Source organism: Pseudomonas sp. Root569 (genome assembly GCF_001427465.1).
GTDB lineage: Bacteria > Pseudomonadota > Gammaproteobacteria > Pseudomonadales > Pseudomonadaceae > Aquipseudomonas > Aquipseudomonas synxantha.
Genome location: NZ_LMGQ01000012.1, coordinates 78929 through 101229 on the forward strand (window position 1 = coordinate 78929; position 22301 = coordinate 101229).

Here is a 22301-nt window from a genome sequence, read left to right on the forward strand (position 1 = left end):
CATCCCTTTAGACTGGGCTCCAACGTTTATCAGCCAAGGAGCCAGTCATGGGTTTACTGATCGAAGGACACTGGAAAGACCAGTGGTACGAAAGTAGCAAAGACGGCGCTTTCCAACGGGAACAGGCACAACGCCGCAACTGGGTAACCGCCGATGGCCAGCCTGGCCCCAGCGGTGAAGGTGGCTTCCAGGCCGAGGCAGGTCGCTATCATTTGTATGTTTCCCTCGCCTGCCCCTGGGCGCATCGCACCTTGATCCTGCGCAAACTCAAGGGCCTGGAAAGCCTGATTGACGTCTCGGTGGTCAGCTGGTTGATGCTGGAAAACGGTTGGACCTTCGACAAGGCCCACGGCTCCAGCGGCGACAAACTGCACGGTCTGGACTTCATGCACCAGCGCTACACCGCCGAAACCGCCGATTACACCGGGCGCGTCACCGTGCCGGTGCTATGGGACAAGAAGCTCAAGCGCATCGTCAGCAATGAGTCGGCGGAGATCATCCGCATGTTCAACAGCGCATTCAACGGGCTGACTGGCAACACCCTGGATTTTTATCCCGACACCCTGCGCCCAACAATCGACGCACTGAACGAACGCATCTATCCGGCCGTGAACAACGGCGTGTACCGCGCAGGCTTCGCCACGTCACAACAGGCTTATGAAAGTGCCTTTGATGATGTGTTTGCCGAGCTGGATCATTTGGAACAGCACCTGGACCAGCATCGTTATCTGGCCGGCGAATACCTGACCGAGGCCGATGTACGGCTGTTCACCACGCTGATTCGTTTTGATGCGGTGTACTACAGCCACTTCAAGTGCAACCTGCGGCGGATTGCGGATTATGCGAATTTGTCGAACTGGCTGAGGGAGATGTATCAGTGGCCGGGCGTGGCGGAGACGGTGGATTTCGAGCATATCAAGGGACATTACTATGCCAGCCATCGCACGATCAATCCGACCGGGATTGTGCCGAAGGGGCCGTTGCAGGGGTTTGACAACAGCCATGATCGGGCGCGACTTTCAGGTAAAGGTGTCTTTAGTTGATCGGGATCATCGGTTGTATTTGATGGCCTCATCGGGAGCAAGCCCCCTCCCACATTTTGACTGTGTTCACAAATCAAAATGTGGGAGGGGGCTTGCTCCCGATGCTTTTAAGGCTCAGACCTGAGACTGAGCCCCTTCGAACCATTTGAGCTTCTCGCGCAGTACCACTACCTCACCCACGATCACCAATGTCGGCGCATGCACTTCATGCTCCGCCACCATGCGCGGCAAATCGGCCAGGGTGCCGGTGAACACGCGCTGGTTGGAAGTGGTGCCCTGCTGGATCAAAGCGGCCGGCGTGTCCGCCGAGCGCCCGTGCTTGATCAACTGCTCGCAAATGATCGGCAAGCCAATCAAGCCCATATAGAACACCAGGGTCTGCGACGGCCCCACCAAGTCCTGCCAGGGCAGATCCGACGTACCGTTCTTAAGGTGTCCGGTGATAAAGCGCACCGACTGCGCATAGTCGCGATGCGTCAGCGGAATCCCGGCATACGCCGCGCAACCACTGGCCGCCGTGATGCCTGGCACCACCTGGAACGGAATGCCATGGGCCGCCAATTCCTCGATTTCTTCGCCACCGCGCCCAAAAATGAACGGATCGCCGCCCTTGAGGCGCAGCACGCGCTTGCCTTGCTTGGCCAGGTCCACCAGTTGCTGGTTGATCTGGGCTTGCGGTACGGCGTGGTCAGCGCGGCGCTTGCCGACGTACACACGTTCGGCGTCGCGACGGCACAGCTCGAGAATCGCCGGCGCCACCAGGCGGTCGTAGAGCACCACGTCGGCTTGCTGCATCAGGCGCAGGGCGCGGAAGGTCAGCAGGTCCGGATCGCCCGGGCCAGCGCCCACCAGGTAAACCTCACCGGGCGCGTGCGGCGGTGCGCCGTTGACCTTGTCGATCAACAGGCGCTCGGCCTCGTCGCCCTGCCCGGCCAATTGACGGTCGGCAATCGGCCCCTGGAATACCTCTTCCCAGAACGCCCGGCGTTGCTGCACATCCGGGTACAAACCTTTGACCTGGGCACGAAAACGCGCCGCCAACCCGGCCAACTGACCGTAGGTAGAGGGAATCCAGGTTTCCAGCTTGGCCCGGATCAAGCGCGCCAGTACCGGCGCATCGCCGCCACTGGAGACCGCAATCACCAAGGGCGAACGGTCGACAATCGCTGGGAAGATCACGCTGCACAAGGCCGGCGCGTCCACCACGTTGACCGGTACGCAGCGACGCTTGGCGTCACTGGACACCTGCGCGTTCAGTGGTTCATCGTCGGTCGCCGCGATGATCAAGGTGCAACCGTCAAGGTCGGCCTCCTGATAACCGCGCAAAATCAATTCCCCGCCACTGCCCAGCACCAGCTCGCGCAGCTGGTCTTCGATCTGGGGAGCAACCACCCGCAGCAATGCACCGGCGTCAGCCAGCAGCCGGGATTTGCGCAAGGCAATCTCCCCGCCACCGACGACCAACACACGACTGCCGCGCAGGTTATGAAACAGCGGCAGAAATTCCATTTAGCCGATGACCTCAACGCCGCCCATGTACGGCTTGAGCACCTCAGGTACACGGATCGAGCCGTCAGCCTGCTGGTAGTTTTCCAGCACGGCCACCAGGGTACGACCTACGGCCAGGCCCGAACCGTTAAGGGTATGCACCAGCTCCGGCTTGCCGGTTTCCGGGTTACGGAAACGCGCCTGCATGCGACGGGCCTGGAAATCACCGCAGTTGGAGCACGACGAGATTTCGCGGTACTTGTCCTGGCTCGGCACCCACACTTCGAGGTCGTAGGTCTTCACGGCGCTGAAGCCCATGTCGCCGGTGCACAGGGCCAGGACGCGGTATGGCAGCTCCAGCAGTTGCAGCACGCGTTCGGCATTGGCGGTCAGGCCTTCCAGGGCTTCCATGGAAGTCGACGGCTCGACCACCTGCACCATCTCGACCTTGTCGAACTGGTGCTGGCGAATCATGCCGCGCGTATCGCGACCCGACGCGCCGGCTTCACTGCGAAAGCATGGGCTGTGGGCAACCAGCTTCAATGGCAATTGCTTGGCATCGAGGATCTCGCCGGCCACGATATTGGTCAGCGACACTTCGGCAGTCGGGATCAGGTACAGGTCAGCTTCGCCATCACGTGTGATCTTGAACAGGTCTTCCTCGAACTTCGGCAACTGACTGGTGCCCATCAGCGCCGGCGCCTGGACCAGATACGGGGTGTAGGCCTCTTCGTAACCATGCTCACCGGTGTGCAGGTTGATCATGAACTGCGCCAGTGCACGGTGCATGCGCGCAATCGGGCCGCGCAGCAGGGCAAAGCGCGCGCCGGACATTTTTGCCGCGGTCTCGAAATCCAGGCCGCCGGTCAGTTCCCCCAGGGCCACATGGTCCTTGATCTCGAAATCGAAGGCTTTGGGCGTGCCCCAGCGGCGTACTTCAACGTTGCCGTCTTCGTCTTCGCCTACCGGCACGGATTCGTGGGGCAGGTTCGGGATGCCCAGCAGGATCGAATCCAGCTCGGTCTGAATACCTTCCAGCTCGATCTTGCCCTCGGACAGCTCAGTGCCCATGCGCTCCACATCCGCCATCAACGGCGCGATATCTTCGCCGCGCTGCTTGGCCTGGCCGATGGATTTGGAACGCGCATTACGCTCAGCCTGCAGTGCTTCGGTGCGGGTCTGGACGGTCTTGCGCTGTTCTTCCAGCGCTTCGATGCGCGCAACATCCAAGGCAAAGCCACGGGATGCCAGGCGGTCCGCTACGTCCTGAAGGTTGCTACGTAACAGTTTGGAATCGAGCATGTCGGTCTCTCGTTATCAAAGTTTGGTCAAGGACAGGCCGGCCCAGGTGGCGAGCAGCCCGCCGAACACGCTGATGCCCAGGTACCCGAAGGCGACCAGGGCCTGCCCGCTTTCCAGCAGGCGCAGCGTATCCAGTGAAAAGGATGAAAAGGTCGTCAGACCGCCTACAAAGCCGACAATCAAGCCGGCGCGAATTTCAATTGGCACTTCCGGGCGCAACAGGAACCAGCCATACAACAGCCCGATAATCAAACAGCCCACCAGGTTGACCGCCAAGGTCGCCGCATAAAAATGCTTCGGCCACTGGGCGCTGACCCAGGTGCTGGTGGCGAAACGCAATAATGTACCAGCGATGCCGGCTATGGACACGGCAAGAATCGTCTTGAGCACTACTTTCTCCGCTGGCGGGGGCTGAGACGGTCGAGTTGGGCCAGATGGTTGAGCTTTTCGCCGATCTTCAGCTCCAGGCCACGGGGCACTGGCTGGTAGAGCGGCAACGGTTCCAGCGCATCGGGGAAGTAGTCTTCGCCGGCCGCATAGGCATCCGGTTCGTCATGGGCGTAGCGATATTCGTCACCGTAACCCAGCTGCTTCATCAGTTTGGTCGGCGCGTTGCGCAAGTGCATCGGCACTTCCAGCGAGCCATGTTCGGCCGCCGCCCGCAGTGCCGACTTAAAGCCCATGTAAACCGCGTTGCTTTTGGGTGCGCAGGCCAGGTAGGTGATGGCCTGGGCCACCGCCAACTCGCCTTCCGGGCTGCCAAGGCGCTCCTGCACCTCCCAGGCCGCCAGGCACAGGCTCAGCGCTCGCGGATCGGCATTGCCGATGTCTTCACTGGCCATGCGCACCACGCGACGGGCGAGGTAAAGCGGGTCGCAACCGCCGTCGATCATGCGCGCGAACCAGTACAGCGCACCGTCGGGGTTGGAGCCGCGTACGGATTTGTGCAGCGCGGAAATCTGGTCGTAGAAGGCTTCGCCGCCCTTGTCGAAGCGCCGACGGGTATCGCCGAGCAGGCTTTGCAGCAAGTCGACGCCAATTTCGCCGCCGTCTTCGGCCAGGTCCGAGGCATTTTCCAGCAAATTGAGAAAGCGCCTGCCATCGCCATCTGCGGCGGTGAGCAGGATCTTGAAGCCTTCTTCACTGACGCTCAGCTGGCGCTTGCCCAGGCCCTTGTCTTCATTCAAGGCCCGCTGCAACAGCTTTTGCATCGCCGCTTCGTCCAGGCTCTTAAGCACGTAGACACGCGCTCGCGACAACAAGGCGTTGTTGAGTTCAAACGAAGGGTTTTCAGTGGTGGCGCCGATAAAGATCAAGGTGCCGTCTTCGACATAGGGCAGGAACGCATCCTGCTGCGACTTGTTGAAGCGATGCACTTCGTCGACGAACAGGATGGTGCGCTTGCCGTATTGCCCGGCCTGCTGCTTGGCGACTTCCACCGCCTGGCGGATCTCCTTGACCCCGGCCAGCACCGCCGAGACCGTTTCAAAGTGCGCATCCGAGACTTTCGCCAGCAGTCGCGCCAGGGTGGTCTTGCCCACGCCCGGCGGGCCCCAGAAAATCATCGAGTGCAGCGCGCCCTGCTCCAGGGCTTCGCGCAAAGGCTTGCCGCGAGCGAGCAGGTGTTCCTGACCGACGTACTCATCCAGGTTGGTCGAGCGTAGGCGCGCGGCCAGGGGCTGGGCAATCGGGTCACTTCGAAACAGATCCATGGGCAGCGCTTGAAACCTCTGGGCAGTTTATTCCTGGATCACGTCGGCACCCTTGGGGATGTCGAACTTGAACTTGGAGGCAGGCACCGGCTGGTTGGCCTTGACCCCGGAAAACAGGATATCGGTGCGCTGGCCAACGCTGTCGACCAGGCGCATGTTATTGATCACGCCGTTGCCGAACGACAGGGACAGGGTATCAAACAGCGTGTCCTTGGATTTTGGCTTGAGGGTGAACTCGATCACGTTGCTGGTCTGCTTGGAAGTGATGTCGAAACTGTCGTTGATTTTCGACACGTCACCTGAGAGCAGCAGCGCCGGGGTTTGGTTCAGGCGCGGGTCGAGCTTCTTGATGGTCGCCTGTTCCAGGTCCGGGTCCCAGAGGGTGACTTTCTGGCCATCGGAAACGATGGTCTGCTCGGCCTTGCCTTCGGTATGCCAATAAAACAAACCAGGACGCTGCACCGCCATTTCACCGGCAGTTTCCTGCAGTTGGGTGCCACCGGCATCCAGGGTCAACTGCGAGAAACGCGCGGTCAAGGTCTGGGATTTGTCCAACAGGTTCTTCAGGCTGGCGACGGAAGCCGGGTCAGCATGGGCCGAGACAGCGGTCAGGGCCAGGGCCGGCAACAACAGCATGCGGATAAAGCGCATGGGAGTCCTCATTGAATGGTCAGGGCGTGGCGCGTGTTGCCCCGCGCCACGGGGGGCTGTCACGACGCCGGCGTGTTCCATGGCTTCGATCATGCGGGCGGCGCGGTTGTAGCCGATCTTCAACTTGCGTTGTACAGCAGAGATCGAGGCACGACGGCTTTCCAGCACGAAGGCCACCGCTTCGTCGTACAGCGCGTCGGTTTCGGCATCATCGTCGCCACCGCCGCTGCCACCGTCGAAGCCGCTGCCGGCTTCTTCGACGCCAGCGAGGATGTCATCGTTGTATTCCGGCGCGCCGCGCAGTTTCCAGGCTTCGACCACGCGATGGACTTCGTCATCGGACACGAAGGCCCCGTGCACGCGGATCGGCAGGCTGGTGCCGGGCGGCATGTAGAGCATGTCACCGTGGCCCAGCAGTTGCTCGGCGCCACCCTGGTCGATGATGGTGCGCGAGTCGATCTTGCTGGACACCTGGAACGCCATGCGCGTCGGGATGTTGGCCTTGATCAGGCCGGTGATCACGTCGACCGAAGGACGCTGGGTCGCCAGGATCAAGTGGATACCGGCGGCACGAGCCTTCTGGGCGATACGGGCAATCAGCTCTTCGACTTTCTTGCCGACGATCATCATCATGTCGGCGAATTCATCGACCACCACTACGATGGTCGGCAGCTTGGTCAGCAGCGGGGCTTCATCATGGATGCTCTCGCGCTTGTACAGCGGGTCGGTCAGCGGCGTACCGGCATCCTGCGCTTCCTTGACCTTGGCGTTGAAGCCCGACAGGTTGCGTACGCCCATCTTCGCCATCAGCTTGTAGCGGCGCTCCATCTCGGCCACGCTCCAGCGCAGGGCGTTGGCGGCGTCCTTCATGTCGGTGACCACCGGGCACAGCAGGTGCGGAATGCCTTCGTAGATCGACAGTTCCAACATTTTCGGGTCGATCATGATCAGCTTGGCGTCATCCGGCCCGGACTTGAACAGGATCGACAGGATCATCGCGTTCACACCCACCGACTTACCGGAACCGGTGGTACCAGCCACCAGCAGGTGGGGCATTTTCGCCAGGTCCGTGATCACCGGCTTGCCGCCGATGTCATGGCCGAGGGCCAGGGTGACCGGTGACTTGAAGTTGTCATATTCCGGGGTCGACAGTACTTCGGAGAAACGCACGATCTGGCGGTCTTCGTTGGGAATCTCGATACCCACGGTGGTCTTGCCCGGGATCACTTCCACCACCCGCACACTGGTCACGGCCAGGGAGCGCGCCAGGTCTTTGGCCAGGTTGGAAATACGGCTGACCTTTACACCCGCGGCCGGCTGGATTTCGTAACGGGTAATCACCGGGCCTGGGTGAATCGAGTCCACCGAAACTTCGACACCGAACTCCTTGAGCTTGATTTCCAGCAAGTGGCCGACGGCCGCCAGGGATTCCGGGGAATAATTGAGCTGTTTCTTTTCTGCCGGGTCGAGAATCGAGATCGGCGGCAAGGTGCCTTCCACGGCGCTGTCGATGAACAACGGAGCCTGTTTCTCTTTCTGCACACGATGGCTGGGTTCCGGCGCCTTGGGCGGTGCCGGCGCGATCACCGGCGGCACCTGCTTCTCGCGGTCCGACATGTGCTTGCTCAGGGCTTGCTCACGCTCGATCAAGCGCTCCTTGACCTTGGCCTGCTCGCGCCGGTCCGGGGTGCTTGGGGCCACTACCTCGTTGACACGAGTGTCCACCTCGCGAAGCTGCGCAACCATCTGCTTTCGCTCCACACGGGCAGCCCACCAGCGGTTGGCGGCGCCTTGGAACAATTCGAACAGATCAAGGGTGATCTTGCCGGTCACGTCCATCACCTTGAACCATGACAGGTCGGTAAAGACCGTGAGGCCGAACAGGAACAGCGCGATAAACATCAGCGTGCTGCCCTGGATATTCAGGGTCCTGCGGGCCAGATCGCCAAGGCTTTCGCCCAGGGCCCCGCCCGCGCCCGCCGGCAGCCCGGTAGGTGCATGGAAATGAATATGCGCCAGCGCCGCGCCGGAGAGCACCAGGAACACCAGGCCGATCAGGCGCCAGGAGAACAGCCAGCCGCTCCACTGCCATGGCTCATGGCGCTGGCGGAAGATCTGCCAGGTCTTAATCGCCAGCAGCAGCGGGAAAATGTAGGCGAAGTAACCCAGGATCATGAACAGGATATCGGCACTGTAGGAACCTACGGGGCCACCGAAATTCTGCACATCATCGATCTTGCTGTTGTGGCTCCAGCCAGGGTCGTCCTTGCCGTAGGTGAGCAAGGCCATCATCAGGAACAGGCACAGAGCACCGATGGCAATCAGTGCGCCTTCCTTGAGTCGATAATGCAGGTGCTGGCGCCAGGCCGGTACGACTGCTGCTTTAGGTGCTGCGGCGGATTTCTTCAAAACGGGTCTTTTCCTGCGCCTTTAGCGCGTCCATCTGTTGAATGACTACACATGACTGCTCTATCCCGAGCAGCTGAAAAATGAACGAATGTTGCTGAATCTACTTTTAACACCGGGTGATGGATAGGTGAAATGGCGATAACGCCACAATGGCCGCATTGTACGGGTTTGCGTGCGCGATGCCACACACTTGCCCTTCACCCGGCCGACTGGACAATTGCCTTGTCACAGCCTGTTCAATTTGAGCATGCATTGTCTTTGCTGACAAAGGCTTATGAGCTGTATTTAGCAATCCAGGCAAGCTTGGCAGATGGCCGGCATGCCTCAGCCCCGATTACGACCACGCTTGATGCACGGAGTTGCAGAAACACCCGCTCATGCTAATCCTGGCCGATAACCTATTCGGGCTGGCCCCCTGGCGCCGGGTCGACAATAATCAACGCTTGCGGGGCAGGCGTTGCCTGCCACTCCCCTCCCCTGCCATAAGCCTGGATGCCATGCTGACCTGGTTACAACGCGACACCCTGACTTTCCCACCCTTGGCCAAGGCCATGCGCGAACCCAATGGCCTGCTCGCCGCCGGCGGCGATCTGTCGGCCGAGCGACTGATCCAAGCCTATCGTCATGGCTGCTTTCCGTGGTTCTCCGAAGGCCAGCCGATCCTCTGGTGGTCACCCGACCCGCGTACGGTGATCTTTCCCGATGAGCTGCATGTTTCACGCAGTCTCGCCAAGCTATTACGCCAACAACGCTATACAGTGACTTTCGACCAGGACTTCGCAGCAGTCATCCAGGCCTGCGCCGCGCCCCGAGCCTATGCGGATGGCACCTGGATCACCGAAGGCATCCAGAGCGCCTATCTGGCGCTGCACCAGCGTGGCTACGCCCATTCCGTCGAGGTGTGGGACCAGGGCGAACTGGTGGGTGGCCTGTATGGCCTGGCGATGGGCCAACTGTTCTTTGGCGAGTCCATGTTCAGCCGCGCCGACAATGCCTCAAAATTTGGTTTCGCCACACTCACCCGCCAATTGCAGGCCTGGGGCTTTGTGCTCATCGACTGCCAGATGCCCAACGATCACCTGCATAGCCTGGGTGCCCGCGCCATACCGCGCAGCGACTTCGCAGACTTCCTGCGCAAACACTTGGACCAGCCCAGCTCTGGACCATGGGTTTCCTAGGCGACTTTCGCCCACCTGGCTTACACTTATTTCAAAGCTTTAACCCGAGGGTTGATCATGACCGAGCTGGCGCGCTTGAAGTTTTATGCCACTCAAGCCCACTCTTGCAGCTACCTGCCCGACGAGCAGGCCACCACGCTGTTCCTCGACCCCAGCCAGCCGATGGACGTGCATGTGTACGCCGACCTGTCCGAGATGGGGTTTCGGCGCAGCGGTGATCATCTGTACCGACCTCATTGCCAGAATTGCAATGCCTGCGTGCCGGCGCGCATCCCTGTCACGCAGTTTCTGCCGGATCGAAATCAGAAACGCATCCTCAAGCGCAACGCCGACCTGACGGTAACGGCCACCAAGCCGCAGTACAGTGAAGAATATTTCGATCTTTACCAGCGCTACATCGAACAACGCCACGCCGATGGCGATATGTTCCCGCCCAGCCGCGATCAATTTTCTACCTTCCTGGTACGCGACCTGCCGTTCTCGCGCTTCTACGAGTTCCGCCTCGACGGCCGCCTGCTGGCCGTAGCCGTCACCGACCTGCTGCCCAACGGCCTGTCGGCGGTGTACACCTTCTATGAACCGGCCGAAGAACGCCGCAGCCTCGGACGCTTTGCCATCCTCTGGCAAATAGGCGAGGCACTGCGCCAGGAATTGGACGCGGTATACCTCGGATACTGGATCAAGAACTGCAAAAAGATGAACTACAAGACCCAATATCGGCCCATTGAGCTGCTGATTAATCAAAGATGGGTCACGCTTAACTAGAACCCCTTGGCTTAAACACCCTTTTTCGGGCACAATGCACGCCGCTTTTGCCTGGCGCAGTTGCACCGGGCCATTCACTGGATACCGAGGGCTTTACTGCATGTCGAAAGAAGACAGCTTCGAAATGGAAGGCACTGTCGTCGACACCCTGCCCAACACCATGTTTCGTGTGGAGTTGGAAAATGGGCACGTCGTAACCGCGCATATCTCCGGCAAGATGCGCAAGAACTACATTCGTATTCTTACCGGTGACAAAGTGCGCGTCGAGCTGACGCCCTATGACTTGAGCAAAGGGCGCATCACTTACCGCGCTCGTTAAGCAAGTCAATACAAGACGCCCGGTTATGCCGGGCGTTTTTGTGTGTGCGGGGTTTACCAAGCAATGGAGGGCCCTGTGGGAGGGGGCTTGCCCCTCCCACAGTGGATCTCCACTGTTCTGAGAATTGCATTTCAAGTCAGCAAAAAGGCGCCTTTCGGCGCCTTTTTTTGTTGCTGCAGAACGATCAGGCCATTTCCGCCGTGGTCTCGAACTCGAAGGTCAGCTCGCCATCCTTCAGGTCGATATGCACCACGCCGCCATGGTCGGAGAGCTCGCCGAACAGGATCTCTTCGGCCAATGGCCGCTTGATCTTGTCCTGGATCAGGCGCGCCATCGGGCGAGCGCCCATCGCCGCGTCGTAGCCGCCCTCTGCGATCCAGCTGCGCGCCGCCTCCGTCACATCCAGCTGCACGCGCTTGTCTTCCAGCTGCGCTTGAAGCTCGGTGAGGAACTTGTCCACCACGCTTTTGATGACCTCATGGCTGAGGCGACCAAATTGGATAATGGTGTCCAGGCGGTTACGGAACTCCGGCGTGAAGCTCTTCTTGATCACTTCCATGGCATCGGAGGAGTGATCCTGATGCGTAAAGCCAATAGAGGCCCGCGCAGCGGTTTCAGCACCGGCGTTGGTGGTCATGATCACGATCACGTTGCGGAAGTCCGCCTTGCGCCCGTTGTTGTCAGTCAGGGTTCCGTGGTCCATGACCTGCAGCAGCAAGTTGAAGACTTCCGGGTGAGCCTTCTCGATTTCATCGAGCAACAGTACGCAATGTGGCTGCTTGGTGATCGCCTCGGTCAACAGACCGCCCTGGTCGAAGCCGACATAGCCTGGAGGCGCACCGATCAGGCGCGAAACGGTGTGGCGCTCCATATACTCGGACATGTCGAAACGCACCAGCTCGATTCCCATGGCCTTGGCCAATTGCCGCGCCGCTTCGGTCTTGCCGACCCCGGTAGGGCCTGCGAACAGGAACGACCCGACCGGCTTGTCCGGCGACTTGAGGCCCGCACGGGACAGCTTGATCGCGGTGGACAGCGAATCGATTGCCGCATCCTGACCAAACACGGTGAGCTTGAGGTCGCGCTCCAGGTTACGCAGCAGCTCCTTGTCGGAACTGGTGACGTGTTTTGGCGGAATCCGCGCGATCTTCGCCACGATATCCTCGACCTGAGGCACGTCAATGCGCTTCACACGCTTCTCGACCGGTTGCAGGCGCTGATAGGCCCCCGCCTCGTCGATCACGTCGATGGCCTTGTCTGGCATGTGCCGGTCATTGATGTAGCGCGACGCCAGCTCAGCCGCGGCACGCAGGGCCTCATCGGTGTATTCGATGCCATGGTGCGCCTCGAAGCGCCCCTTGAGCCCGCGCAGGATGCCGATGGTGTCTTCAACCGAAGGCTCGGACACGTCGACTTTCTGGAAGCGGCGCGCCAGGGCACGGTCTTTCTCGAAGATGCCACGGAATTCCTGGAACGTGGTCGAACCGATGCAGCGGATATCGCCCGACGACAGCAACGGCTTGAGCAGGTTGGAGGCGTCCATCACCCCACCGGATGCCGCACCGGCCCCGATAATGGTATGGATCTCGTCGATAAACAGAATCGCCTGCGGGCGTTTTTTCAGCTCGCCGAGCAGCGCCTTGAAGCGCTTCTCGAAATCGCCCCGGTACTTGGTCCCGGCGAGCAAGGCGCCCAGGTCAAGGGAGTAGACAACGCTGTTGGCCAACAGGTCTGGGACCTGATTGTCGACAATGCGCTTGGCCAGGCCTTCGGCGATCGCGGTTTTACCCACGCCCGCCTCCCCAACCAGCAACGGATTGTTCTTGCGCCGACGAGCAAGGATCTGCGCCACACGCTCAACCTCAAGCTCACGCCCCACCAGCGGATCGATCCGCCCCTGGCGCGCCAATTCGTTGAGATTGCTGGCATAGGCATCCAGTGGATTGCCCGAAGAAGAAGACTCACCGCCCTCGTCATCCTGCATTTCCTGCTCACCCTCGGAATGATCGCCGTGCCCAGGCACTTTGGAGATACCGTGGGCGATGTAATTGACTACATCAATACGGGCAACGCTCTGCTGCTTGAGCAGGAACACGGCCTGGCTTTCCTGTTCGCTGAAAATCGCCACAAGCACGTTCGCGCCCGTGACCTCACGCTTACCGGAGCTCTGTACATGGAAAACAGCACGCTGCAATACCCGCTGGAAGCCCAGGGTTGGCTGGGTTTCACGGTCCTCGTCATGCACGGGGATCAGTGGCGTGGTGGAGTCGATGAACTCCTGCAGATCATGCTTGAGCTTGTCGAGGTTGGCGCCGCACGCACGCAGAACGGTGGCGGCAGCTTCGTTATCCAAAAGTGCCAGCAGCAGGTGTTCGACGGTCATGAATTCATGACGCTTCGAACGAGCCTCCTTGAAGGCAAGATTAAGGGTGACTTCGAGCTCGCGGTTTAACATAGCTTCACCTCATACCCAAGTGGTCGGCGTTAACCGTCCTTCTCGATTTCACAGAGTAGCGGATGCTGGCTTTCCCTGGCGTACTGGTTGACCTGCATGGCCTTTGTCTCGGCGATGTCGCGGGTAAACACTCCACATACTGCCCGTCCTTCTGTGTGAACGGCCAGCATTACCTTGGTCGCCAACTCGCGGTTCAGGTTAAAAAACACCTCGAGCACTTCGACGACGAAATCCATCGGTGTGTAGTCATCATTGAACAAAACCACCTTGTACATCGGCGGCGCCTGTAGAGCAGGCTTGGCCTCCTGGACAGCAATGCCTGCAGAACCGTCGTCATCATGTTCCTGATCCGGGCGATCCTGATTGAATGTTAGTCGAATCTGGCTGTTTGCATGCATGGAAAGAAAGGTTCGTCAGTGGTTCGATTACAGTGGTGGGGGCGACCTGTCAGAATTTCAACTCTGACCGGCTGGTCGCCTTGACTATCGGCGAATCGGTGTTACAACCAATAGAGCCCACAGTGGGTAAAAAAGGTCCGCGCAGTCAACCTTATTTATTCGGGTTAGGACGGATAGACAGGATGATACTCCAGTGATGGAGTCTGGTGCAGAGGGATATGGGAATGGCTAGGGGTAAGGTCAAGTGGTTCAACAATGCCAAGGGTTACGGCTTCATTGTCGAGGACGGCAAGGATGAAGACCTTTTTGCGCATTTCTCCGTGATCGATATGGATGGGTACAAAACGCTGAAGGCGGGTCAACCGGTGTCCTTTGATCTCAAACAGGGCCCAAAGGGCTTGAATGCGGTGAATATCAAGTTAGTCACCCCACCGTCTGCCGCAGAAAAAGTTACAGCGCCCGATCAAAACTCAAAAAAAGAAACAGGCCTGATCAGCCACTGAATAAAGCACTGAAAGCAAACCGGCCGCCCGATTCATCAGGGCGGCCGGTTTTCTCTGCCTGTTTACATATGCTTGATCAGCGCATCACCGAAGCCCGACGACGACACCAGCGTAGCGCCATCCATCAGGCGCTCGAAGTCATAGGTCACGGTCTTGGCCGAAATAGCGCCGTTGGTGCCCTTGATAATCAAGTCAGCCGCTTCGACCCACCCCATATGGCGTAGCATCATTTCTGCCGACAGGATCAATGAGCCCGGGTTGACCTGGTCCTTGCCCGCATATTTAGGCGCGGTACCGTGGGTCGCTTCGAACATCGCCACGGTGTCGGACAAGTTGGCCCCCGGCGCGATGCCGATACCGCCCACTTCCGCCGCCAAAGCGTCAGACAAATAGTCGCCGTTCAGGTTAAGCGTCGCGATAACGTCATATTCAGCCGGGCGCAACAGTATCTGCTGAAGCATGGCGTCGGCGATGGCATCCTTGACGACTACGTTCTTTCCGGTCTTGGGGTTCTTGAACTGCATCCACGGGCCGCCGTCCAGCAGGGTCGCACCGAACTCTTCGGCCGCCACTTCGTAGGCCCATTCCTTGAAGGCACCTTCGGTGAACTTCATGATGTTGCCTTTGTGCACGATGGTCAGCGAATCGCGATCGTTATCCACGACATATTGCAGGGCCTTGCGCGCCAGGCGCTTGGTGCCTTCTTTCGACACCGGCTTGACGCCGATCCCGCAGTCCTGGTCGAAACGGATCTTGGTAACGCCCATTTCCTCCTTGAGAAACTTGATTACCTTGATCGCCTCAGGCGAACCAGCTTTCCACTCGATGCCGGCGTAAATATCTTCGGAGTTCTCGCGAAAGATGGTCATGTCCACGTCGCCAGGTTTCTTGACCGGGCTGGGCACGCCTTCGAACCAGCGCACCGGGCGCAGGCACACATACAGGTCGAGCTGCTGGCGCAGCGCCACGTTCAGCGAGCGGATACCACCACCGACCGGTGTGGTCAGCGGCCCCTTGATGGACACCACGTAATCCTTGACCGCATCCAGGGTTTCCTGGGGCAGCCAGGTATCCTGGTCGTAGACCTGTGTAGCCTTTTCGCCGGCGTAAACCTCCATCCACGAGATCTTGCGCTTGCCGCCGTAAGCCTTTTCAACAGCTGCGTCGACCACCTTGATCATCACCGGGCTGATGTCGACACCGATACCGTCACCTTCGATGTAGGGAATGATCGGTTGGTCAGGAACATTGAGAGAATGGTCTGCATTGACGGTGATTTTGTCGCCGACTGCCGGAACCTGAATCTTCTTGTATCCCATGCTGAACTCCATCTATGGATTGAACATCTGGCTGCGTTCGAGCGTACTCCAGATAAATGGCGACTGAAACCTCGCGCCATGCTCATTTGCATCGAAAACAGCATAAATTGTCGCCTACAAGCCTGAAATCAAAGGGAAAAGTGCCAATCCTGAGCACAACGTGCGACTTTAGGCGTAAACCGGCACCTGCGACCTTTAGACCAATGGACGACCCGCCTTTTGTATGAAGGCTCGGCGTAAGCATAGCGACCTATGTATAATGCCGCCGCTGACCAAAGAGTCACGACAGCGGACCGCTCTAGAACATGGCCCTCCGCTGCAAAGCAGGACTAATACAATAGTCCACCCGCTTGACGCTCGACTGATGCAACCCAACATCACCGCGAAGAAACCTCGACCTTTCGCTCATGGATGACTTGAACGAACGCGCTCCACCCGGCGCATCTCGAGTTTCTGCGCACGCTTTCAGCAAAGAAGAGAGTTAATCCGAATATGCCCACCCGCTCGAAGATCATCTACACCTTCACCGACGAAGCCCCAGCCCTCGCCACCTATTCACTGCTGCCTATCGTAGAGGCCTTCACCGCTTCCGCTGATATTGCCGTGGAAACCCGCGACATTTCCCTCGCAGGGCGCATCCTCGCAAGCTTCCCCGAGCAACTGGGCGACAAGGCTATCCCGGACCACCTCGCCGAACTGGGCGACCTGGCCGTTACACCTGAAGCCAACATCATCAAGCTGCCAAACATCAGCGCCTCGACCCCGCAGCTGCAAGCCGCGATCAAGGAACTGCAGGCCCAGGGCTATGCCCTGCCGGACTACCCTGAAACCGTAACCACCGACGCGGAAAAAGAAACCCGTGCACGTTACGACAAGGTCAAGGGCAGCGCCGTGAACCCGGTCCTGCGCGAAGGCAACTCCGACCGCCGTGCACCGCTGTCGGTCAAGAACTACGCACGCAAGCACCCGCACAAGATGGGCGCCTGGGCTGCCGACTCCAAGTCGCACATTGCCCACATGAGCAATGGCGACTTCTACGGCAGCGAAAAAGCCGTACAGATCGAAGCCGCTGATGCTGTCAAAATTGCGCTGATTGCCCAGGACGGCACCACCACCGTGCTGAAGGAAAAGACCAGCGTCCAGGCCGGCGAAATCATCGATACCGCCGTGCTGAGCAAGAAAGCCCTGCGCAGCTTCATCGCCGCTGAAATCGAAGACGCCAAGCAACAAGGCGTTCTGCTGTCGGTTCACTTGAAAGCCACCATGATGAAGGTCTCCGACCCGATCATGTTCGGCCAGATCGTTGCCGAGTTCTACAAAGACGCCCTGAGCAAGCACGCTGCGGTGCTGGAGCAGATCGGCTTCAACCTGAACAACGGCATCGGCGACCTGTACGCCCGCATCAAGGCGCTGCCGGCTGACCAGCAAGCGCAGATCGAAGCTGACATCCAGGCGGTGTACGCCGCTCGCCCTGCCCTGGCGATGGTCAACTCCGACAAAGGCATCACCAACCTGCACGTGCCAAGCGACGTCATCGTCGACGCCTCGATGCCTGCCATGATCCGTGACTCCGGCAAAATGTGGGGCACCGACGGCCAACTGCACGACACCAAGGCTGTAATCCCGGATCGCTGCTACGCCACCATCTACCAGGCGGTCATCGAAGACTGCAAGGCCAATGGTGCCTTCGACCCGACCACCATGGGCAGCGTGCCAAACGTAGGCCTGATGGCCAAGAAAGCCGAAGAGTACGGCTCCCACGACAAGACCTTCCAGATCAAGGCTGACGGCGTTGTTCGCGTCACCGACAGCCAGGGCAACCTGCTGATGGAACAGAAAGTCGAGGCCGGCGACATCTTCCGCATGTGCCAGACCAAAGACGCGCCGATCCAGGACTGGGTCAAGCTCGCCGTAAACCGTGCCCGCGCCAGCAGCACCCCGGCCATCTTCTGGCTGGACCCTCAGCGTGCCCACGATGGCGTCGTAGTCGAGAAAGTCCAGGCGTACCTGAAAGACCACAACACCGAAGGCCTGGACATCCGCATCATGGCCCCGGTGGACGCGATGAAGTTCACCCTGGAGCGCACCCGCAAGGGCCTGGACACCATCTCGGTGACCGGCAACGTACTGCGCGACTACCTGACCGACCTGTTCCCGATCATGGAGCTGGGCACCAGCGCCAAGATGCTGTCGATCGTGCCGCTGATGAACGGCGGCGGCCTGTTCGAAACCGGCGCTGGCGGTTCGGCACCGAAACACGTGCAGCAACTGCTGGAAGAAAACTTCCTGCGCTGGGATTCCCTGGGCGAGTTCCTGGCCCTGGCCGCGTCCCTTGAGCACCTGGGTGTCACGTATAACAACCCGAAAGCCCTGGTACTGTCCAAGACCCTGGACCAGGCCACCGGCCAGTTCCTCGACAACAACAAGTCGCCATCGCGCAAAGTCGGCAACATCGACAACCGCGGCAGCCACTTCTACCTGGCGCTGTACTGGGCCCAGGCCCTGGCGGCACAGTCCGAAGACACTGCACTGCAAGCGCAGTTCGGCGAATTGGCCCAGACCCTGGCCGCGAACGAAGCAACCATCGTTGCCGAGCTCAACGCAGTACAGGGCAAGCCAGTGGACATCGGCGGCTACTACGCGCCGAACCCGGAGTTGACCAGCAAGGCCATGCGCCCAAGCAACACCTTGAATGCGGCGATTGCCAAGTTGAAGTAAGGTTGTAAAGCTGCAAAGAAGCCCCGGCCAAGTGCCGGGGTTTCTGTTTCTACCGTTCAACTGTAGAAACCGGATAAAAATGTGGGAGGGAGCTTGCTCCCGATGGCAGTGGGTCAGCCCCAGATGTATTTACTGACCCTCCCTCATCGGGAGCAAGCCCCCTCCCACACTGACTGTAATCCTGCTGTAAGACGCACTGCGTCCTGAATCGAGGCAACCATGACCTGGCTCCCCCACATCACCGTCGCCACCATCGTTGAAGACAACGGCCGCTTCCTGATGGTCGAAGAACTCAAGGGCGGCCGCGCCGTGCTCAATCAGCCCGCCGGCCACCTGGACCCGAACGAAACCCTCACCGAAGCCGCCGTGCGCGAGACCCTCGAGGAAACCGGCTGGGATGTCGAAGCCACCGGCATCGTCGGCATCTACCTCTACACTGCCCCCAGCAACGGCGTGACCTATCAACGGGTTTGCTTCATCGCCAAGGCCCTGAAACACCACCCGGACTATCAACTCGACGAAGGCATCCTGCGCGCCCGCTGGCTGACCCGTGACGAGCTGATGGCCGTGCGCGATGACTGGCGCAGCGAGCTGATCATCCGCTGCATCGATGATTATCTGGCCGGCCACAGGCACAGCCTCGAATTGATCCGCCCTTCTCTTTAGCCTTGCGGGCGTGAGCCTGTTAGAATCGCGTCCTTTTTCAAGACACCCGTTGAAACCCTATGCGTGATCCAGCCCCTTCTGACACACAAAAGAAGCGCGTCATCGTCGGCATGTCCGGCGGCGTGGATTCTTCCGTTTCCGCCGTTCTGCTCATGGAGCAGGGTTATGAGGTGGAAGGCCTGTTCATGAAGAACTGGGAAGAAGACGATGGAACGGAATATTGCACCGCCATGGACGACCTGGCGGACGCCCAGGCGGTGTGCGACAAGATCGGCATCAAGCTGCACACCGCCAACTTCGCCGCCGAGTACTGGGACAACGTGTTCGAGCACTTCCTGGCTGAATACAAGGCCGGGCGCACACCGAACCCGGACATCCTGTGTAACCGCGAGATCAAGTTCAAGGCGTTCCTCGACTACGCCATGATGCTTGGCGCCGACCTGATTGCCACTGGTCACTACGTGCGCCGTCGCGATATCGATGGGCGCACCGAACTGCTCAAGGGCCTGGACCCGAACAAGGACCAGAGCTACTTCCTGCACGCCGTCGGCGGCGAACAGATCGCCAAGACCCTGTTCCCGGTGGGTGAGCTGGAAAAGCCCGAAGTACGCAAGATTGCCGAGAAACACGGCCTGGCCACAGCCAAGAAGAAAGACTCCACCGGGATCTGCTTTATCGGCGAGCGCCGCTTCAGCGACTTCCTCAAGCAGTACCTGCCGGCACAGCCGGGTGAAATCAAGACCACCGAAGGTGAAGTGATCGGCCGCCACCACGGCCTGATGTACCACACCATCGGCCAGCGCCAGGGCCTGGGAATCGGGGGCCTGAAAGACGCCGGCGAAGAGCCGTGGTACGTGCTGGTCAAGGACCTGGAAAACAATGTGCTGATCGTCGGCCAGGGCAACGAGCACCCACTGCTATTCTCCGGCGCCCTGCTCGCTTCCGAGATCTATTGGGTCAACCCGATCGACTTGAGCACGCCGCGTCGCCTGACCGCCAAGGTACGCTATCGCCAGAGCGACCAGCCCTGCACACTGGAAAAAACCGCCACGGGCTACCGCGCCACCTTCGATGACCCGCAACGCGCGGTCACCCCAGGCCAATCCGTGGTGTTCTATGACGGCGAAATCTGCCTGGGCGGCGGCGTGATAGAAGTTGCGCAAGCCTGGAGCAGCCCGGCATGAGCCCGACCCAGGAGCAATTGACGGCCCTTGGTGGTGTGTTTCTTGCCGCCGTACTGGTGGACAAGATCGCCAAGACCGGCCAGGTCACCGAAGCCGGCCTGACCTGCATGCTCGGCAGCCTGTTGATTCGCGACCCCAAGGACACCCTGGAGGTCTACGGCGGTGACGACCTGGCCCTGCGCGAAGGTTATCGTGCACTGATCGGCGCCTTGGAGCGCGACCCCAGCACCTTGCAGCGCGAGCCATTGCGCTATGCCTTGTCGATGCTCGGCCTTGAGCGCCAACTGGCCAAGCGTGACGACATGCTGGAAACCATCGGCAAGCGCCTGCCGCAGATCCAGTCCCAGGTGGAACACTTCGGCCCGGCCCACGAAAACGTGATCGCTGCCTGTGGCGCGCTATACCAGGACACCCTGAGCACCTTGCGCCAACGTATTCAAGTGCACGGCGACATGCGCAACCTGCAACAACCCAACAATGCCTCGAAAATCCGTGCGCTGCTCCTGGCCGGTATTCGCTCGGCGCGGTTGTGGCGGCAGTTGGGCGGTCATCGTTGGCAGCTGGTGATCAGCCGACGCAAATTGCTCAAGGAGCTTTACCCGTTGATGCGCAACGAATAAGTCGCAGCGACAGGCCCTTTTCAAGCCGTTACGCGTAATACGCCGGTCAGTTGGCAACGGACCGGCGGATTTTTTCATGTATGATACGCGCCCCATTTCGTTGCCCGACTGTCCGAGAACACCCCATGCAGCTCTCTTCGCTCACTGCGGTTTCCCCTGTTGACGGCCGCTACGCCGGCAAAACCCAGGCCCTGCGCCCTATTTTCAGCGAATACGGCCTGATCCGTGCCCGCGTTCTGGTTGAAGTGCGCTGGCTCCAGCGCCTGGCCGCTCACCCCGCCATCAGCGAAGTGCCGGCGTTCTCTGCCGAAGCCAACGCTGTGCTCAACACCCTGGCGGAAAACTTCTCTCTGGAGCACGCCGAGCGTGTGAAAGAGATCGAGCGCACCACCAACCACGACGTCAAGGCCATCGAATACCTGCTCAAGGAGCAAGCGGCCAAACTGCCGGAACTGGCCCAGGTCAGCGAGTTCATCCACTTTGCCTGCACCAGCGAAGACATCAACAACCTGTCCCACGCCCTGATGCTGCGCGAAGGCCGCGATGACGTCATGCTGCCCCTGATGCGCCAGACTGCCGAAGCCATCCGTGAGCTGGCGATCCGTTTCGCCGCCGTGCCGATGCTGTCGCGCACCCATGGCCAGCCAGCGTCGCCGACCACCCTGGGCAAGGAACTGGCCAACGTGGTGTACCGCCTGGAGCGCCAGATCGCCCAGGTCGCCGCCGTGCCATTGCTGGGCAAGATCAACGGCGCCGTGGGCAACTACAACGCTCACCTGTCGGCCTACCCTGAGATCGACTGGGAAGCCAACGCCCGCGCCTTCATCGAAGACGAGCTGGGCCTGGGCTTCAACCCGTACACCACGCAGATCGAACCCCACGACTACATCGCCGAGCTGTTCGACGCCATTGCGCGCTTCAACACCATCCTGATCGACTTCGATCGCGATATCTGGGGCTACATTTCCCTGGGCTATTTCAAGCAGCGCACCATTGCCGGTGAAATCGGATCGTCGACCATGCCGCACAAGGTCAACCCGATCGACTTCGAAAACTCCGAAGGCAACCTCGGCATCGCCAACGCCCTGTTCCAGCACCTGGCCAGCAAGTTGCCGATCTCCCGCTGGCAGCGCGACCTGACCGACTCCACCGTATTGCGCAACCTCGGCGTGGGCTTCGCTCATAGCGTGATCGCCTACGAAGCCAGCCTCAAGGGCATCAGCAAGCTTGAACTCAACGAGCAGAAGATCGCCGCTGACCTGGACGCCTGCTGGGAAGTTTTGGCCGAGCCGATCCAGACCGTAATGCGCCGCTACAACATCGAAAACCCCTACGAGAAACTCAAAGAGTTGACACGCGGCAAGGGCATCAGCCCCGAAGCGCTGCAAACTTTCATTGACGGCCTGGACATGCCAGCCGCGGCCAAGGCTGAGCTGAAACTGCTCACCCCGGCCAATTACATCGGCAACGCTGTAGAGCAAGCCAAGCGCATCTGATTCAAGCAAGCCCCCTTGAGACGCCCGGCCGCGCCGGGCGTTTTTATTCCAGTCTGAAAAGTGCTTTTTTTCAAT

The 22301-nt window shown here is 59.8% G+C and carries 18 protein-coding genes and 1 pseudogene; 10 read left to right on the forward strand and 9 right to left on the reverse strand.

Annotated elements, in window-relative coordinates:
• Nucleotides 1-47 precede the first annotated feature (47 nt).
• Nucleotides 48-1043 (forward strand): glutathione S-transferase family protein, encoded by a 996-nt coding sequence (locus tag ASD70_RS12070; RefSeq protein ID WP_056846553.1) that lies wholly within the window; start codon nt 48-50, stop codon nt 1041-1043.
• A 114-nt stretch (nt 1044-1157) separates the two neighbouring features.
• Here the strand turns inward: ASD70_RS12070 and cysG are convergent, their stop codons facing one another.
• The 6 genes and pseudogenes from cysG to ASD70_RS12095 form a co-directional block, all read right to left on the reverse strand.
• Nucleotides 1158-2552 carry a siroheme synthase CysG gene (gene cysG, locus ASD70_RS12075; RefSeq protein ID WP_056846554.1) on the reverse strand — a complete coding sequence of 465 codons (1395 nt, stop codon included), beginning with the start codon at nt 2550-2552 and terminating at the stop codon, nt 1158-1160.
• Nucleotides 2553-3833 (reverse strand): serine--tRNA ligase, encoded by a 1281-nt coding sequence (gene serS / locus ASD70_RS12080; protein WP_046068630.1) that lies wholly within the window; start codon nt 3831-3833, stop codon nt 2553-2555. It abuts the gene before it with no gap.
• 15 nt (nt 3834-3848) lie between these two features.
• Nucleotides 3849-4223 (reverse strand): fluoride efflux transporter CrcB, encoded by a 375-nt coding sequence (gene crcB / locus ASD70_RS12085; protein ID WP_043046609.1) that lies wholly within the window; start codon nt 4221-4223, stop codon nt 3849-3851.
• Complete coding sequence (locus tag ASD70_RS12090) at nt 4223-5545, reverse strand: replication-associated recombination protein A (protein WP_046068631.1); 1323 nt, start codon at nt 5543-5545, stop codon at nt 4223-4225. The genes crcB and ASD70_RS12090 overlap by 1 nt, the downstream gene beginning before the upstream one ends.
• Nucleotides 5546-5572: 27 nt before the next feature.
• Nucleotides 5573-6208 carry an outer membrane lipoprotein chaperone LolA gene (lolA, locus tag ASD70_RS29800; protein WP_330219685.1) on the reverse strand — a complete coding sequence of 212 codons (636 nt, stop codon included), beginning with the start codon at nt 6206-6208 and terminating at the stop codon, nt 5573-5575.
• A pseudogene (locus tag ASD70_RS12095) lies at nt 6209-8605 on the reverse strand (DNA translocase FtsK); the annotation flags it as partial.
• Between the two features lie 497 nt (nt 8606-9102).
• Here ASD70_RS12095 and aat point away from each other — a divergent pair.
• The 3 genes from aat (at nt 9103) to infA (ending at nt 10867) form a co-directional block, all read left to right on the forward strand.
• Nucleotides 9103-9783, forward strand: coding sequence for a leucyl/phenylalanyl-tRNA--protein transferase (aat, locus tag ASD70_RS12100; RefSeq protein WP_046068632.1), 681 nt, complete (start codon nt 9103-9105; stop codon nt 9781-9783).
• Between the two features lie 57 nt (nt 9784-9840).
• A complete protein-coding gene (locus ASD70_RS12105; RefSeq protein ID WP_046068633.1) occupies nt 9841-10548 on the forward strand; it encodes an arginyltransferase in 708 nt (235 codons plus the stop codon).
• Between the two features lie 100 nt (nt 10549-10648).
• Entirely contained in the window at nt 10649-10867 is a 219-nt protein-coding gene (gene infA / locus ASD70_RS12110) for a translation initiation factor IF-1 (protein ID WP_002553999.1), read from the forward strand.
• Nucleotides 10868-11051: 184 nt separating this feature from the next.
• Here the strand turns inward: infA and clpA are convergent, their stop codons facing one another.
• Together clpA and clpS are read right to left on the reverse strand one after the other, a co-directional pair.
• A complete protein-coding gene (clpA, locus tag ASD70_RS12115; protein ID WP_043046605.1) occupies nt 11052-13322 on the reverse strand; it encodes an ATP-dependent Clp protease ATP-binding subunit ClpA in 2271 nt (756 codons plus the stop codon).
• 29 nt (nt 13323-13351) lie between these two features.
• Nucleotides 13352-13720 (reverse strand): ATP-dependent Clp protease adapter ClpS, encoded by a 369-nt coding sequence (gene clpS, locus ASD70_RS12120; protein ID WP_005789091.1) that lies wholly within the window; start codon nt 13718-13720, stop codon nt 13352-13354.
• Nucleotides 13721-13938: 218 nt separating this feature from the next.
• Between clpS and cspD the strand changes: the two genes are divergently transcribed.
• Entirely contained in the window at nt 13939-14223 is a 285-nt protein-coding gene (cspD, locus tag ASD70_RS12125; protein WP_274358522.1) for a cold shock domain-containing protein CspD, read from the forward strand.
• A 62-nt stretch (nt 14224-14285) separates the two neighbouring features.
• Here the strand turns inward: cspD and icd are convergent, their stop codons facing one another.
• Nucleotides 14286-15542 (reverse strand): NADP-dependent isocitrate dehydrogenase, encoded by a 1257-nt coding sequence (gene icd / locus ASD70_RS12130; RefSeq protein ID WP_005789095.1) that lies wholly within the window; start codon nt 15540-15542, stop codon nt 14286-14288.
• Nucleotides 15543-16034: 492 nt separating this feature from the next.
• On the opposite strand from icd, the gene ASD70_RS12135 reads away from it, so the two are divergent.
• From ASD70_RS12135 to purB, 5 genes are all read left to right on the forward strand, one after another.
• Complete coding sequence (locus ASD70_RS12135) at nt 16035-18260, forward strand: NADP-dependent isocitrate dehydrogenase (RefSeq protein ID WP_056846555.1); 2226 nt, start codon at nt 16035-16037, stop codon at nt 18258-18260.
• 219 nt (nt 18261-18479) lie between these two features.
• Complete coding sequence (locus ASD70_RS12140) at nt 18480-18926, forward strand: NUDIX hydrolase (protein WP_046068635.1); 447 nt, start codon at nt 18480-18482, stop codon at nt 18924-18926.
• A 59-nt stretch (nt 18927-18985) separates the two neighbouring features.
• Nucleotides 18986-20110 carry a tRNA 2-thiouridine(34) synthase MnmA gene (mnmA, locus tag ASD70_RS12145; RefSeq protein ID WP_046068636.1) on the forward strand — a complete coding sequence of 375 codons (1125 nt, stop codon included), beginning with the start codon at nt 18986-18988 and terminating at the stop codon, nt 20108-20110.
• Complete coding sequence (gene hflD, locus ASD70_RS12150) at nt 20107-20730, forward strand: high frequency lysogenization protein HflD (RefSeq protein WP_046068637.1); 624 nt, start codon at nt 20107-20109, stop codon at nt 20728-20730. The genes mnmA and hflD overlap by 4 nt, the downstream gene beginning before the upstream one ends.
• A 125-nt stretch (nt 20731-20855) precedes the next feature.
• Nucleotides 20856-22226, forward strand: a complete 1371-nt coding sequence (gene purB, locus ASD70_RS12155) for an adenylosuccinate lyase (protein ID WP_034120246.1) — start codon at nt 20856-20858, stop codon at nt 22224-22226.
• Nucleotides 22227-22301 lie beyond the last annotated feature (75 nt).